Here is a 15,177-nt window from a genome sequence, read left to right on the forward strand (position 1 = left end):
TGTCGAAATCCTTGAATCGTCGTCGATTTTTGAGCGCTGCCGCGACCGGTCTCGTCGCCCAGCGCCTGGTGGCCGGCACGCCGGCACATGCCCAGTCGAGCTGGGCGGGCCTGGTGCAATCGGTCATCGCCGAAGGCCAGCGCTTCGAAGCCTCTCTCGTCGTCGAAGCGGCGCGGATGCTGTCGCGCCGCCCGATGGTGCCGCTGACTGCCACCGACCTGCCCGAGGGCTACGCCACCCTGCCCTATGATCAGTATGTCGGCATAAGGGCCCAGCCCGGCGGACTGATCTGGGCCGGCGAAAATCGCGGCTTCACGATCGAGCCGATGCATCGCGGCTATGTCTTTTCGGCGCCGGTCAGCCTGTTCGCCGTCGAGGATGACGTGGTGCGCCGCGTGGCTTTCGACCGCGGCAAGTTCGACTATGGCCGGGTCACCCCGCCCCCGGCCGGGCTCGACCTGCAATTCTCGGGATTTCGGGTCGCGACGGGACTGGAGCGCCCGTTCGAGGTCGCGACCTTCCAGGGCGCGACCTTCTTCCGCTCGCTGGCGCGCGGCCAGAATTTCGGCGCCTTGGCCCGGGCGCTGATTCTGCGCCCGGGCGAAACGCGCGGCGAGGAAATCCCTTTCTTCCGCGCCTTCTGGATCGAGCGGCCAAGCCCGGCCTCCGGCGTGCTGATCATCCACGGGCTGCTCGATTCCGAAAGCGTCGCCGGCGCCGTGCGCATGACCTTGCGGCCCGGCGACATGACCTTCATCGACGTCGAGATGACGCTGTTCGCCCGCGCCAATCTCGATCATGTCGGCTTCGGCTGCGCGATGGGCACCTTCTTCGCCGGCCCGCAGAGCCGGCGCACCTTCGACGACGTGCGACCGGCCGTGCACGAACTCTCCGGTGTCCAGATGCAGTCCGGCAGCGGCGAGTGGATCTACCGGCCGCTCAGCAACCCCGCCAATCTGCAGGTCTCCTCCTTCCAGGATTCGAACCCGCGGGGCTTCGGGCTGGTGCAGCGCGAGCGCGACCCCAATGCCTTCCTCGACGACGACCAGCGGCTCGAGCTGCGCCCGAGCGTCTGGATGGAGCCGCTCGGGGATTGGGGCCAGGGCTCGGTCCAGCTGATCGAGATCCCGACCGATTCCGAGCTCAACGACAACATCATCGCCTATTGGCGGCCGCGACAGCCGATCGCCGCCGGCAGCGAGACGACGGTGGCCTATCGACAGGCCTGGTGCTGGCAACCGCCGGATCGGCCGCCGCTGGCGCTCGCCACCCGGACCAGGCAGGGCCGCGGCACGCAGGGCCGCCGCCGGCGCTTCATCGTCGATTTCACCGGCGAGCGGCTGGCCGATGCCGGGCTGGTCGCCGCGACGAGGGCGATCGTGACCGCCACCCCCGGCGCAGTGCATAATCTACGCCTCTGGCCTTTCCCCGAGCGGCGGACCATGCGCGTCGGCTTCGAAGTCGACCCCGGCAACGAGAATCTCTCGGAGCTTCGCCTGGTTCTCGACGCCGGCGGCCAGGCGGTATCCGAGACCTGGTTGAATCGATGGACATGGTGAGCACGCAGCACGCGACGGTGGACGAGATCGTCCGCAAGCCGGAAGGCGAGATCGCGACATGGCCGGCGCCTTTCGAGGCGACACCGCCGGAGAACAGGCTCGACATGCCGGTGCAGTCCTTCCGTCGCTGGAAGGGGGCGGAGCGGCGCGCTCCTGCTGCGCCGTCGGCCTGGCGCACGCCCTGGCTCGCGCGCCTCTTCGTCTTCGGCGGCGCCTGGGCGCTGACGGCCTATGGCGCCTGGGAGATGTACAATGTCGTGTCGGTCAGCCGCACGACCTTCCTGCAGTATGTACTGCTTCTGCTGTTCACCATAAACTTCTCCTGGATCGCGCTCGCATTCACCAGCGCGATCCTCGGCTTCGTCACCCTGCTGTTCGGCCTGCTGAAAAGCCCGCGCGCCGAGACGCTGAGCCAGAAGACCGTGGTGGTGATGCCGATCTACAACGAGTCGACGGCGCGCACCTTCGCGGCATTGGCCGCGATCCGCGAATCGGTCGAGGCGACGGGACTCGGCGAGCATTTCGACTATTTCATCGTCTCCGACACGACCAACCCGGACATCTGGGTCGCGGAGGAGCGTGCCTTCCTGGCGCTGCGCCAGCGACTGGGACCGGAGGCGCGGATCTATTACCGCCATCGGCCGAAGAACCATCACCGCAAGGCCGGCAACATCGCCGATTTCGTCACCCGCTGGGGCGGACACTACGCCCATATGGTCGTGCTCGACGCCGACAGCCTGATGACCGGCACCTGCATCGTGCGCCTGGCGGCGGCGATGGAGGCCGATCCCGATGCCGGCATCATCCAGTCGCTGCCGCTGATCATCAACCGCAACACCTTCTTCGCGCGCCTCCAGCAGTTCGCGGCGCGCGTTTACGGGCCGGTGATCGCGACCGGGCTCGCGGTCTGGTCCGGACGCGACGGCAATTACTGGGGCCATAACGCGATCATCCGGACGAAGGCCTTCGCCGATCATTGCGGCCTGCCCGACCTGAAGGGCAAGCCGCCCTTCGGCGGCCATGTGCTCAGCCATGATTTCGTCGAAGCGGCGCTGATCCGGCGTGCCGGCTGGTCGGTCTACATGCTGCCGGATCTGACCGGTTCCTATGAGGAAAGCCCGCCCTCGCTGATCGACATCGCGACGCGCGACCGGCGCTGGTGCCAGGGCAATCTGCAGCATTCGCGCGTCATCGGCGCCAAGGGGCTGACGCTGGCAACGCGGCAGCATTTCGCCACCGGCATGATGGCCTATCTCGCCTCGCCCTTCTGGCTGATGCAGCTGGTGGTCGGCATCCTGATCGTGCTGCAGGTCAACTACGCGCGGCCCGAATACTTCACTCATGAGTTCACGCTGTTCCCGATCTGGCCGCGCTTCGACCCCGAGCGCGCGCTGAACCTGTTCGCGCTGACCATGGCGATCCTGCTGGCGCCAAAACTGTTCGGGCTGCTGCTGACACTGTTCGATGGCAAGCTGCGGCGCGCCTGCGGCGGCGGCGTCCGCCTGACCCTTTCGGCCCTGCTCGAAGTGCTGTTCTCGGCGATCTTCGCGCCGATCATGATGGTGATCCAGTCCGGCTCCGTCTTCCAGATCCTGCTCGGCCGCGACACAGGCTGGAATCCGCAGCGCCGCGACGACGGCTCGATCCCGTTCAAGGACATCGTGCGGCGGCATCGCACGCATACCATGCTTGGCCTGATCGCCGGTCTCTCGGCCTTCATGATCGCGACCTCGCTCTTCGCCTGGATGTCGCCGACCATCGTCGGCCTCGTGCTGGCGATCCCGCTGTCCTGGGCTTCGGGCCAGCTGGCGCTCGGCCTCTGGCTGAAGCGGCACAACCTGCTCGTCACGCCCGAGGAAGGCGCGCCGCCGGCGATCGCGACGCGCGCCAACGCGCTGCAGGCCGAATTCATGAAGGCCGGCTATGACGATGCCGACGGACTCGTGGCGCTGCACGCCGACCAGGTGCTGCGCTCGGCGCATGAGAGCATGCTGCCGCAGGTCCAGCCGCGCCGGCGCGGCGAGATCGAGCCCGAGCGGGCGGTGGCGCAAGCGAAGCTGGTCGATGCCGAGACCGTCTCGGACGCGGCGATCTGGCTGAAGCCGAAGGAGCGCATGGTCGTGCTGCACGACCGGGCCCTGCTCGGCCTGCTCGCCAGTCTGCCGGAAGGGCCGGCCCATGCCGGCGCCGAAGCGCCGGCCCGGTAGGCCAGACCCGCGTTCAGCCCTGCTCGAAGACGATGGCGCAGCCGAGCCCGGCGCCCGACGGCACGACGAGGCTGCGCTCGCCGCGGCGATATCCGACACCCTGGCGCCCGAGGCTGGCTTCGACCCGCGCCAGATCGGGAACCGTCACGGCAAAGCCGGCGAAACGGGGCTCAGCCCGATTCGCCGCGTCATCAGCGAGCCGCGCGTCGGCAGCCTTGGGCGTTAGTACCTCGATGCGGCCCCGCGCCAGCTCGAGACGCAGGCCGCTATCGGCGGTCTCGATCGCCGCCGCACCGGAAAAGGCAGAGAGGAAATCGCGCTGCGCCAGCGGCTCGGCGGCGACCATGAAGGTCGCGGCAAGCCCGCTCGCGCCATTCTCGTGCTGCTGGAAGGCCGGGTTCCAGAAATTCTGCGGCTCGTGCTGCTGGCAGACGAAGAAGCCGCATTCGCGCGCTGCGGGATTGGCGGCGAAGGCCAGGCTGAAGGCGACGCGAACCTGCGAGCCATCAGGCCGCTTGGCCTGCCGCTCGAAGAAGAACGGCTCGAAATCGCCGATTCCCGCCTGCCTGAAGCCCGCCGCATCGGCGTGAGAATCCTGGCTTTCGAGGACGAGCATCGACATGCCCTGGCCGCGCGCCAATGCGTCGCGGACGAAGGCGCCGAAGGAGAAGAGATGCTGGCCATGCGGCGGAATCGCCGTGCCATCGCCGACGGTGATCAGTTCCAGGAAAGCGCGGGGAAACTGGACGATCCGGTTTTCCGTACCCCAGGGATGGCGGTTGCGCGCGCCGACCCGGAAGCCGAGACTGGCATAGAAGTCGCCTGCCACATCGAGATCGGCGACGCCGATGACGAGATGGTCGAGGCCGCGCGAAGGCGAAGGCTGGTTCATGGCTGGCTGGGCTCGCAGAAACAGGGCGGTCGATTCGCACCATGTTAGCCCATCCTGCGCCGGGTGCGCGGGCACCGCTGGTTCGCGCGGCTTTCTATAGCATCGGACCGAAAAGTGGAATCCACTTTTCGGAAAAAATTCCGATGCGATAATAATAGGATAGATCACCGTGACCGTGTCCGAACGGACGCGCGGTGATCTAGGCCTCGATGAAATGCGGCACGAAGCGCGAGCTGTTCTTGGTGATCGGCGTCGCATCCTCGCGGATGCCGAGGCCGCAGGGCTGCGAGGCGACGAGCCAGGAACCGAGGACCGGATAGTTCCCGTCGAAATTCGGCAGCATCGCCACCGCCTGCAGCACGAAGCCCTCGGCGCCATAGGGACCGTCGTCGCTGTCGCGCACCGTACCGCCTTCGACCAGCGTCACATTGGCGCCCTCGCGCGAATAGAGCGGCTTGCGGACATGGCTGGCGCCGAGCTCGGCGCAGCGTGGATCGCCCTCGAAATAGGCCGGCAGCAGATTGGGATGACCCGGCGCCATCTCCCAGAGATAGGGCAGCAGCCCCTTGCTGGAGACCAGCGCCTTCCAGGGCGGCTCGACGAAGCGGCAGCGCGAGGTCGCGAGCGCACCGGCATAGTGCTCGCGAAACAGCCATTCCCAGGGATAGAGCTTGAACAGCATCTCGATCGGCAGGCTGGCGCCATCGCAGAAGCGCCCATCGGCGAGCAGGCCGATCTCCTCGATGAAACTGAAGCGGGCGTCGGTCCCGGCCTGCGTGGCGCAGTCCATCAGGTAGTCGACCGTGCCCTTGTCCTCGGCACTGCCCTCGACGCAGGTGAAATGCATGCGCTCCGGCGCCGGCTCGCGAAGCTGGCCGAAGGCTGCGACCAGCCGCTCGTGCAGCGAATTGAACTGGTCGCAACCGCGCGAGAGCAGGCCCCGGGCCATCGCCTGTTCGAGCCAGTCCCATTGCACGACGGCCGCCTCGAACAGCGAGGTCGGCGTGTCGGCATTGTACTCGAGCAGCTTGGCCGGCCCCTTGCCGTCATAGGCGAGGTCGAGCCGGCCGTAGAGGTTCCGGTCGCCGCGCTGCCAGCTGTCGCGAATCAGTTGCCATTGCGCTTCCGGCACGGCGAGCCGGCGCATGATCTCCTCATCGGCGATGGCGCGCTCGACGAAGGCGAAGCAGAGCTGCTCGATCGCCCCGGTCGGTGCCTCGATGTCATCCTCGATCTGCCGCAGCGAGAAGCCATAGGCCGCGCTCTCGTCCCAATAGGTCTCGCCCTCAATCGTGTGGAAGGCGAAGCCCAGGCGCTCGACCTGAGCCTGCCAGTCCGGGCGTGGCGACAGGGAAAGCCGGCGCATGGTCAGGACGAGGAGGACGAGGAATAGGAGCGTGAACTCGAGCCGAAACCGCCGCGCGAGGCGACGCTCGGCGTGCTCGCCATGCCGGTCGAGGAGATGTTGCGGGCGACCATGGCCTGGCCCGAGGTTGTCGTGTAGGCGCGCGAGCGGCTGCTGCTGCCGCCATAGTAGCCGCTGCTGGATGATGACGCGCTGCGCGCCGGCTGCTCGCATTCCGGGCGCCCTGAACCCGGCTGGCGCGTGCCCGGCGGGCAAGCGGAGCTGGTCGGCGGCAGAAGCGGCTGGGCGGCGCCACCGCCCGCCATGAACTGGCGCGCCAGCATGATGCCGGCCAACGCGGGAATGGCGACCTGGGCCCCATTCCAGACCGCGCTCTGGCAGCCGCCGCTGCCATATTCCTGCTCGCAGGCCGCCGTGCTGCCGAATTTCCTGGCCTCGCGCAAATGGTTCGCGGCGGCCTCGTTGAAGCGCTGCTCGCATTGGCTGGCGCTGAGCTGGTTGCCGGCTCGGCATTCCGCGACATTGCTGTAGATCAGCGAATCGTCGGTCTCGCCGCCGGAGAGGGACCAGTAGCTCGCAACGAGCACCACACCCACCGCGGCAAGGCCGATCTGGGTCGAGCGCTTCATCGAGACCTCCTCACTCGGTCATGCTGGCGGCGGCCAGCGTGCCGCTGATGACGGCGATCACGGCCAGCATCGCGGCAGAGGGAAGCCGATCCTCCTCGATCTTGCGCGAGAGGTCCGGGATCACGATGCGGGCAAAGCCATAGGCACCGAACTGGATCAGCATGGCGATGACCGCCCAGATCACCAGATCGGGAATGCTGCTGGCCTGCTCGATCGCCTTTTCGAGCGGCACCGAAAAGCCGACGATGTTGCCGCCGAAGGCGATTGCCGCTGAGAGATTGCCGTTGCGGATCAGCGCTATCTCGTCATGGGCGGTCAAGCGCAGATAGGCAGCGGCGAACCCGGAGATCAGCGCGAAGCCGACACAGAAATAGAGGAGGAACGCCGGCAAGCCGGCCATCGAGATCGTCATGCCGCCCCCAGCGAATACCTGCGCCCGGAGAGCTCACTATACGGCAGCCGCGCAGATGCGCCAGACTGCCGCAGGATGAATGGCAACGGCATTGCGCGCCTCGCCTTCGGAAGGAAGATGCGAAGCGCGCCTTGTGATTGTCAGGGCAGCAATTGCGCGGCCGGGATCCCCGAACGACCCGTCAGACCAGACGGCTTTGCACCACCGCCGCCTCGATGAAGCTGGCGAAGAGCGGATGCGGCTCGAAAGGCCGCGACTTCAGCTCGGGATGGTACTGCACGCCGATGAACCAGGGATGGTCGGCATATTCCACCGTCTCCGGCAGCAATCCGTCGGGCGAGACGCCGCTGAAGCGCAGGCCGCGCGCCTCAAGCTGCTGGCGATAGCCCATATTGACCTCGTAGCGATGGCGGTGCCGCTCCGAAATCTCGGTCGAGCCGTAGATCTTCGCAATCTTGGTGTCGGCCGACAAACGGGAGGCGTAGGCGCCGAGCCGCATCGAACCGCCGAGATCGCCGCCGGCTGTGCGCTGCTCGATCTCGTTGCCGCGCATCCATTCGGTCATCAGGCCGACGACGGGCTCGTCGGTCGGTCCGAACTCGGTCGAGTTCGCGCCCTCGATGCCGGCCAGCGAGCGGGCCGCCTCGATCACCGCCATCTGCATGCCGAAGCAGATGCCGAAATAGGGCACCTTGCGCTGCCTCGCGAAGGTCGCCGCCTTGATCTTGCCCTCGGCACCGCGATGGCCGAAGCCTCCGGGCACGAGGATGCCGTGGACATGTTCGAGGAAGGGGGTCGGGTCCTCCTTCTCGAAGACCTCGGACTCGATCCAGTCGAGATTGACCTTGACCCGATTGGCGATGCCGCCATGGGTCAGGGCCTCGATCAGCGACTTATAGGCGTCCTTCATCCCCGTATATTTGCCGACGATGGCGATGGTGACCTCGCCTTCGGGGCTCTTCACCCGCTCGGAGATGCGCCGCCAATTGCTGAGGTCGGGCTCCGCCCCGGCATCGATGCCGAACGCCGCCAGGACCTCGTTGTCGAGCCCCTCGGCGTGATAGGAGAGCGGCACGTCGTAGATCGACGCCACGTCGCGGGCCTCGATCACCGCCGTCTCGCGGACATTGCAGAACAAGGCGAGCTTGCGACGCTCCTCGCGCGGGATCTCGCGATCGGTCCGGCAGAGCAGGATGTCGGGCTGGATGCCGATCGAGCGAAGCTCGGCGACCGAATGCTGGGTCGGCTTGGTCTTCAGCTCGCCGGCGGTCGGAATATAGGGCAGCAGCGTCAGGTGCAGGAAGATGCACTGGCCGCGCGGCAATTGCTGGTTGGTCTGGCGGATGGCCTCGAGGAAGGGCAGGCTCTCGATGTCACCGACCGTGCCGCCGATCTCGACCAGCACGAAGTCGAAGCCTTCATTGCCGGAGAGCACGAACTCCTTGATGGCGTTGGTGACGTGCGGGATGACCTGGATGGTCGCGCCGAGATAGTCGCCCCGGCGCTCGCGCGTCAGGATGTCCATGTAGATGCGGCCGGTGGTGATGTTGTCGCCCTTGTTGCAGGGCCGGCCGGTGAAGCGCTCGTAATGCCCGAGATCGAGATCGGTCTCGGCTCCGTCATCGGTGACGAAGACTTCGCCATGCTGATACGGGCTCATCGTGCCCGGATCGACATTGAGATAGGGGTCGAGCTTGCGCAGGCGGACCGTATAGCCACGTGCCTGCAGAAGGGCTGCGAGAGCCGCCGACGCCAGGCCTTTGCCGAGCGAGGACACCACGCCGCCGGTGATGAAAACATACCGCGTCATGGGAGGTCACCTTTAACGCCAAGATTGCGATTCGCTAAGCGCGCCGATGAGGGTCGGATGTGCGCTGCGTGCTTATCCACAATAGAGCAGAGCTGGCTTCCGGTCGCCCTGCCCTCAAAAGAGAAGGGCCGGTTTCCCGGCCCCTGCCCCGCCCCGATCATTGACCCGGCGCTGCCGGGGTCGGCGGCTGCGAGCCGCCGGGATTCTGCATCTGCCGCAACTGGTCGAGGACGCCGCCGGCATTGGGAGCCGAAGGTGCGCTCGGCGCGGCCGGAGCCGTGGCCCCCGGAGCGGGCGCACCGTCGATGATCGAACGCTGGGTCCGGCCATGGGTCGCGAGCACGGCCAGCGTGATCGAGGTAATGAAGAACAGGCCCGCCAGGATCGCCGTCGCGCGCGTCAGCGCATTGGCCTGGCCGCGGCCGGTCATGAAGCCGCCGACGCCGCCGCCACCGCCCGAGCCCATGCCGAGGCCGCCGCCCTCCGAGCGCTGAAGCAGGACGACGCCGACGAGCGCGATCACGATGAGCAGGTGGATGACGATGATAACGTTCTGCATGGCTCACGAAATGGGTATGGCGCGCGCGATCGCCAAGAGGAGCATATCGGCGCCGGATCCGTGTTTCGGCGCTGCCCTTAGCATGGGCAGGCGCGCCGCACCACAAGCGATTTCAAACGATCGGCCTCAGCCGCAGGCACGGGCGATCGCCAGGAAATCCTCGGCCTTGAGGCTGGCGCCGCCGACGAGCGCACCGTCGACATCGGCAACCCCCATCAGTTCGGCGGCATTCGACGGCTTGACCGAGCCGCCATAGAGCAGCCGGACGCCTGCGGCCGCGGCCTTGCCCAAAATGCGGCCGAGCTCGGCCCGGATCGCCGCATGCATTTCGGTGACATCCGCCACGGTCGGGGTCAAACCCGTACCGATCGCCCAGACCGGCTCATAGGCGACGACCAGCGTCGCGCCGGTCGAGCCTTCAGGCACCGAGCCGCGCAGCTGCTTCTTGACCACGGCGAGCGCCTTGCCGGCCTCGCGCTCTTCCTTCGTCTCGCCGACGCAGACGATCGGAACCAGCAATGCCGCCTGCGCTGCCTCCGCCTTGGCTTTCACCGTGGCGTCGCGCTCGTCATGCAGGGTACGGCGCTCGGAATGGCCGACGATGGCGAATTGCGCGCCGGCATCGGCCAGCATCGCAGCCGAGACCTCACCGGTGAAGGCGCCGCTTTCGCGCAGGCTGCAATCCTGACCGCCGGTGGCGATCCGCGAGCCGATCAGCGCGGCCGTCATCGGATAAAGCAGCGTCGTCGGCGGGCAGATGGCGAGATCGACCTGGCGCCGCAGGGCGCCGTCATGGCCGCGCGCGATCTCGGCGGCGATGCCGAGATCGGCATTCAGGCCGTTCATCTTCCAGTTGCCCGCCACCAGCGGCTTGATGCTTGCCGTCACGTCCACCTCCGAATTTTCCTGCAAGGGCACTAGCAACGCCGGGATCGGTTCGCAATCACGAGCAAGAGCCGGCGATTGCCGAGGCGAGCCTCTCTACCTATAAGCGGCGCGCAAATGCGATGCCGCCGACAGGACAGGAAGATAGCAAAATGATGATGCAGGGCATCCGCAAGGCGGGGCAAAGCCTGGTCGGCAAGCTCCTCGTCGCCTTGATGTTCGGGTTCCTGATCCTGTCCTTCGCGATCTGGGGTGTCGGCGACATCTTCCAGGGCTATGGCCGCAACGCCGTCGCCACCGTCGGGAAGAGAGAGATCAGCATCGAGCAGATGCGGACGGCCTATCAGAACGAGACCCAGATGCTGACGCGTCAGCAGCGGCGCTCGATCACGCCGGAAATCGCCCGCGCGCTCGGTGTCGACCAGCGTGTCCTGTCGCGCCTGATCACCGAGGCGACGCTCGATCAGGTCGCCACCAGGATGGGGCTCGCCGTCTCCGACGACACGGTGCGCGACGTGATCTTCAACGATCCGAATCTGAAGGACGCCTCCGGCGCCTTCGATCGCAACCGCTTCAACGAATTGCTGCGGGCCATCGGCCTGACCGAGCAGGCTTTCGTGCGCGAGCAGCGCGCTGCGACGATGCGCCAGGAGCTCGCCGAGATGGTGATCGGCGGCATCTCCGCCCCCGTCGCGCTGCAGGAGCTCGGGCACCGGCTGCGCAACGAGAAGCGCGACATCGCCTATGTGGTGATCCCCGAGACCGCGGCCGGCGAGATCGCAGCGCCCGCCGAGGACGTGCTCAAGCGCTTCTTCGAAGAGCGCAAGGCCGCGTTCCGCGCGCCGGAATTCCGCAACGCCAATGTGCTGGCTCTGACCCCGGCCAATCTCGCCGACGCCGCCAAGGTCTCCGATGCCGACGCCAGGGCGCATTACGAGTCGGTCAAGACGCAACGCTATGGCTCGCCCGAGCGCCGCACCGTGCAGCAGATCAGCTTCCCGAGCATCGAGGAGGCTCAGGCCGCCAAGGCGAAGATCGATGGCGGCGAGACCTTCGAAGCGATCGCCACGGCCCGCAACGTCTCGGAGCAAGATCTGACGCTCGGCACCTTCACCCGCGAGGGCCTGTTCGATCCGGCCGTCCGCGACGCGGCTTTCGCCCTCGCTCAGGGGGCCGTAAGTGCGCCCGTCCAGGGCGGCTTCGGCGCGGTGCTCCTGCGGGTCAGCGAGATCGAGCCGGAGCGTCTGAAGAGCTTCGAGGAAGTCGCCGACGAGGTCCGCAACGAGGTCGCGACCAGCAAGGCTGCCGCGCAGATTTCCGATCTGCACGACAAGATCGAGGACCAGCGCGCCTCGGCTCGCCCGCTCGGCGAGATCGCCAAGGAATTCGGCCTGACCCTTCGGCCGGTCGGGCCGGTCGATGCCGGCCTGCGCAAGCCCGACGGCGCGCAGGAAGCCCCGCTGCCGGGCGGCGATGCGACGCTGACGGCGATCTTCGGCTCGGATATCGGCGTCGACAACGAGGCGCTGCGCCTGCCCAATAATGGCGGCTATGTCTGGTACGAGGTCACCAAGATCGAGCCGCCGCGCGACCGCAGCTTCGACGAAGTCAAGGCCGAGGTCGAGCGACAGTGGCGCGCCGACGAAGTCGCCGCGAAGCTCTCGGCCAAGGCGCGCGAGCTGATCCAGCGTCTCGATGCCGGCGAGGACTTCGCTACGGTCGTCACCGCCGCCGGGCTGAATCCCGAGGAGGCGAGCGACCTCGGCCGCCAGGACCAGAGCGATGCCCTGCCCCGCAATGTCGTCTCGCTGATCTTCGGCACCCCCGTCGGCAAGAGTGCGTCCGCTGCGGCCGACGGTCAGGGACGCATCCTGTTCCAGGTGAAGGCGGCGACGGTGCCGCCCTATATGCGCACGACCGAGGAAGCCGAGAACTTCGTACGTCTGTTCACCTCGAGCCTCAGCGACGATGTGCTGATGCAATACGTCGGCAAGCTGCAGAAGGATTTCGGCGTCTCGGTCAACCAGGCCGCCTTCCGCAACGCGACCGGCGGCACGCAGAACTGAGAGTTCCAAGCATGGCGTCGGCCTTCGACCTCGAACGTTTCACCGCCGCCTACGACGCCGGCCAGCCCCAGCTCGTGACGCTGAGCCTGGTCGGCGACTGCGAAACGCCCGTCGCGGCCTTCATGAAGCTGCGCCATGCCGGCAAGGGCCCGGCCTTCCTGCTCGAATCGGTCGAAGGCGGCGCCGTGCGCGGGCGCTATTCGATGATCGGGCTCGAGCCCGACCTGATCTGGCGCTGCCATCACGGCCAGGCCGCGATGTGCCGGCCGGCTCTGGGCGATGCCTTCCTGCCGGACGCCCGGCCCGCCTTCGAGAGCCTGCGCTCGCTGCTGGCGGAAAGCGCGATCCCCGACCAGGACGGGCTGCCGCCGATGGCGGCAGGTGTATTCGGCTATCTCGGCTACGACATGGTGCGCCTGATGGAGCGCCTGGCCGAGCCGAAGGAGACCGGCGTCGGCGTGCCCGACGCGATCCTGATGCGGCCGACGCTGATGGTGGTGTTCGACGCCGTGCGCGACGAGATCACCGTGGTCTCACCGGTGCGGCATCAGCCGGGGGTGTCCGCCGCCATCGCGCATGAACGAGCCCAGGAACGGCTCGAAGCCGTCGTGCATGCGCTTGAATCACCGCTCCCGGCCGAAGCCGCGATAGACATCGCCGGCCTGTCCCATCCCGAGCCGGTCTCGAATACCAGCGAAGCCGAATACGAAGCGATGGTGCTGAGCGCGCAGGAATACATCCGCGCCGGCGACATCTTCCAGGTCGTTCTGTCGCAGCGCTTCGAAGCTCCCTTCGAACTGCCGCCCTTCGCGCTCTATCGGGCGCTGCGCCGGATCAATCCAGCGCCTTTCCTCTGCTATCTCGACTTCGAGGACTTCCAGATCGTCTGCTCGAGCCCCGAGATCCTGGTCCGGATGCGCGAGGGCAATGTCACCATCCGCCCGATTGCCGGCACCCGTCCGCGCGGCGCGACGACCGAGGCCGACAACGCGCTCGCCGAGGATCTGCTCGCCGACCCCAAGGAGCGTGCCGAGCATCTGATGCTGCTCGATCTCGGCCGCAACGATGTCGGCCGGGTCGCCGAGATCGGCAGCGTGCGCGTCACCGATTCCTTCTTCATCGAGCGTTACAGCCAGGTGATGCACATCGTCTCGAACGTCGAAGGCCGCCTCGCCGCGGAGCATGATGCGCTTTCGGCGCTGATCGCCGGCTTCCCGGCCGGCACCGTTTCCGGCGCGCCCAAGGTGCGGGCGATGGAGATCATCGACGAGCTCGAGAAGGATCGCCGCGGCGCCTATGGCGGCTGCATCGGCTATTTCGGCGCCAACGGCGAGATGGATACCTGCATCGTGCTGCGCACCGCCGTGGTCCAGGATGGGCGCATGCAGGTCCAGGCCGGCGCCGGCATCGTCTATGATTCCAACCCGGCTTCCGAGCAGACCGAATGCGTCAACAAGGCCAAGGCGCTGTTCAAGGCTGCGGAGGAAGCCGTCCGCTTCGCCGCACGCAGCCGACGCGGGCAGTGAACCGCGGCGATCCCCACATGCGCCCGCACCGGCTTGCCATGCGGCCGCCTCACTTGCACGCCGCGATTTTGGCCGCGCATAGTGGCCCAAGTCGAGGCCACGGCCCCTGATATTGGGTTTTTTCTGACTGGCCCGCACGGCAATCACAACCGGCCCTGCCCCGCTGCCAAGGAATGAAGTCAGCACGGTGGGGGCCGGCAACCGATGGAGAGAAGACCATGCGTCTCGGCGCAAGCTTGATTGGCAGCGGCATCGCCCTGGCACTCCTGGCCGGAACGGCCGCCTTCGCGCAACAGGCCCAACAGAAGGTGACCGTCGCTGTCACCGCGATCGTCGAGCACCCGGCGCTCGATGCCGCCCGCGACGGCGTCAAGAAGGCGCTCGAGGAGGCCGGATACAAGGACGGCGCCAATCTCAGCTTCCGCTACGAATCCGCGCAGGGTCAGCCGGCGACGGCAGCCCAGATCGCGCAGAAATTCGCCGGCGAGAACCCGAACGTGATCGTCGCGATCGCGACCCCCTCAGCCCAGGCGATGGTCACGGCGACGCAGACGATTCCGGTGGTCTTCACCGCCGTGACCGACCCGGTCGCGGCCCAGATCGTCAAGGACCGCAAGGCGCCGGGCGGAAACGTCACCGGCATTTCCGACTTCTCGCCGCTCGAAGCCCAGTTCGACCTGATCAAGGAACTGGTACCCGCAGCCAAGAAGATCGGCGTCGTCTTCAATCCCGGCGAAGCCAACAGCGTCGCGCTGCTCAACGCCGTGAAGGCGCTGGCGCCCGCCCGCAACCTCCAGATCGTCGAGGCTTCGGCGGGCCGAACCGCCGATGTCTCCGCCGCCGCGCAGAGTCTCGTCGGCAAGGTCGACGCGCTCTATCTGCCGACCGACAACACCATCGTCTCGGCGCTCGGCACGGTGCTCGCCGTCGGCACCGACAACAAGCTGCCGGTATTCACCGGCGACACCGAGTCGGTCCAGAAGGGCTCGGTCGCCTCGATCGGCTTCGACTATTTCCAGGTCGGGCTCGAGACCGGCGCGGTCGTCGTGCGGATTCTGAAGGGCGAGAAGCCCGGCGCCATTCCGGTCAGCAATGCCAGCGGCAGCAATCTCGTGATCAACGCCAAGGCCGCCGCCGCGATGGGCGTCACGGTTCCGCCGGCGGTGCTGGCGCGCGCCAAGCAGGTTATTAACTGAGGTGAAGCGGCGGCGCACAACGCCGCCGCCAACGGCCGCCTAACTCGCCGTTTTCGACCAGAACAAGCAG

12 protein-coding genes are annotated in these 15,177 nt (G+C 67.1%); 5 read left to right on the forward strand and 7 right to left on the reverse strand.

All coding sequences use genetic code 11. The features are described from left to right. The first annotated feature begins 29 nt into the window (after nucleotides 1-29). On the forward strand, nucleotides 30-1,559 hold the full coding sequence (locus ACWGRX_RS02395; RefSeq protein WP_452116270.1) for an OpgD/OpgG family glucan biosynthesis protein: 1,530 nt from the start codon (nucleotides 30-32) through the stop codon (nucleotides 1,557-1,559). Further along, the gene (gene mdoH, locus ACWGRX_RS02400; protein ID WP_452116271.1) at nucleotides 1,547-3,766 is read left to right on the forward strand and encodes a glucans biosynthesis glucosyltransferase MdoH; all 2,220 of its coding nucleotides are present in this window, start codon (nucleotides 1,547-1,549) and stop codon (nucleotides 3,764-3,766) included. The genes ACWGRX_RS02395 and mdoH overlap by 13 nt, the downstream gene beginning before the upstream one ends. Nucleotides 3,767-3,779: 13 nt before the next feature. Here mdoH and ACWGRX_RS02405 read toward each other — a convergent pair whose 3' ends face one another. The 7 genes from ACWGRX_RS02405 to tpiA form a co-directional block, all read right to left on the reverse strand. Further along, nucleotides 3,780-4,658 carry a VOC family protein gene (locus tag ACWGRX_RS02405; RefSeq protein ID WP_452116272.1) on the reverse strand — a complete coding sequence of 293 codons (879 nt, stop codon included), beginning with the start codon at nucleotides 4,656-4,658 and terminating at the stop codon, nucleotides 3,780-3,782. Between the two features lie 199 nt (nucleotides 4,659-4,857). Continuing rightward, nucleotides 4,858-6,024, reverse strand: coding sequence for a glutathionylspermidine synthase family protein (locus ACWGRX_RS02410; protein WP_452116273.1), 1,167 nt, complete (start codon nucleotides 6,022-6,024; stop codon nucleotides 4,858-4,860). A gap of 2 nt (nucleotides 6,025-6,026) precedes the next feature. Next, on the reverse strand, nucleotides 6,027-6,653 hold the full coding sequence (locus tag ACWGRX_RS02415) for a DUF1190 domain-containing protein (RefSeq protein ID WP_452116274.1): 627 nt from the start codon (nucleotides 6,651-6,653) through the stop codon (nucleotides 6,027-6,029). A 10-nt stretch (nucleotides 6,654-6,663) separates the two neighbouring features. After that, a complete protein-coding gene (locus ACWGRX_RS02420) occupies nucleotides 6,664-7,065 on the reverse strand; it encodes a DUF350 domain-containing protein (RefSeq protein ID WP_291640482.1) in 402 nt (133 codons plus the stop codon). Nucleotides 7,066-7,246: 181 nt separating this feature from the next. Beyond that, nucleotides 7,247-8,875: a CTP synthase gene (locus ACWGRX_RS02425; protein ID WP_291640484.1), complete on the reverse strand. Its 1,629-nt coding sequence runs from the start codon at nucleotides 8,873-8,875 to the stop codon at nucleotides 7,247-7,249. Between the two features lie 157 nt (nucleotides 8,876-9,032). Continuing rightward, the gene (secG, locus tag ACWGRX_RS02430; protein WP_452116275.1) at nucleotides 9,033-9,434 is read right to left on the reverse strand and encodes a preprotein translocase subunit SecG; all 402 of its coding nucleotides are present in this window, start codon (nucleotides 9,432-9,434) and stop codon (nucleotides 9,033-9,035) included. A gap of 126 nt (nucleotides 9,435-9,560) precedes the next feature. Beyond that, entirely contained in the window at nucleotides 9,561-10,322 is a 762-nt protein-coding gene (tpiA, locus tag ACWGRX_RS02435; protein WP_452116276.1) for a triose-phosphate isomerase, read from the reverse strand. Between the two features lie 149 nt (nucleotides 10,323-10,471). Between tpiA and ACWGRX_RS02440 the strand changes: the two genes are divergently transcribed. The 3 genes from ACWGRX_RS02440 to ACWGRX_RS02450 all read left to right on the forward strand — a co-directional run bounded on the left by ACWGRX_RS02440 (nucleotide 10,472) and on the right by ACWGRX_RS02450 (nucleotide 15,107). Further along, nucleotides 10,472-12,385 (forward strand): peptidylprolyl isomerase, encoded by a 1,914-nt coding sequence (locus ACWGRX_RS02440; protein ID WP_452116277.1) that lies wholly within the window; start codon nucleotides 10,472-10,474, stop codon nucleotides 12,383-12,385. Between the two features lie 11 nt (nucleotides 12,386-12,396). Next, nucleotides 12,397-13,911 (forward strand): anthranilate synthase component I, encoded by a 1,515-nt coding sequence (gene trpE / locus ACWGRX_RS02445; protein ID WP_452116278.1) that lies wholly within the window; start codon nucleotides 12,397-12,399, stop codon nucleotides 13,909-13,911. Between the two features lie 218 nt (nucleotides 13,912-14,129). Beyond that, entirely contained in the window at nucleotides 14,130-15,107 is a 978-nt protein-coding gene (locus tag ACWGRX_RS02450; protein WP_452116279.1) for an ABC transporter substrate-binding protein, read from the forward strand. The last annotated feature ends 70 nt before the right edge of the window (nucleotides 15,108-15,177 follow it).

This window comes from Allobosea sp. NPDC055594, from assembly GCF_053618995.1.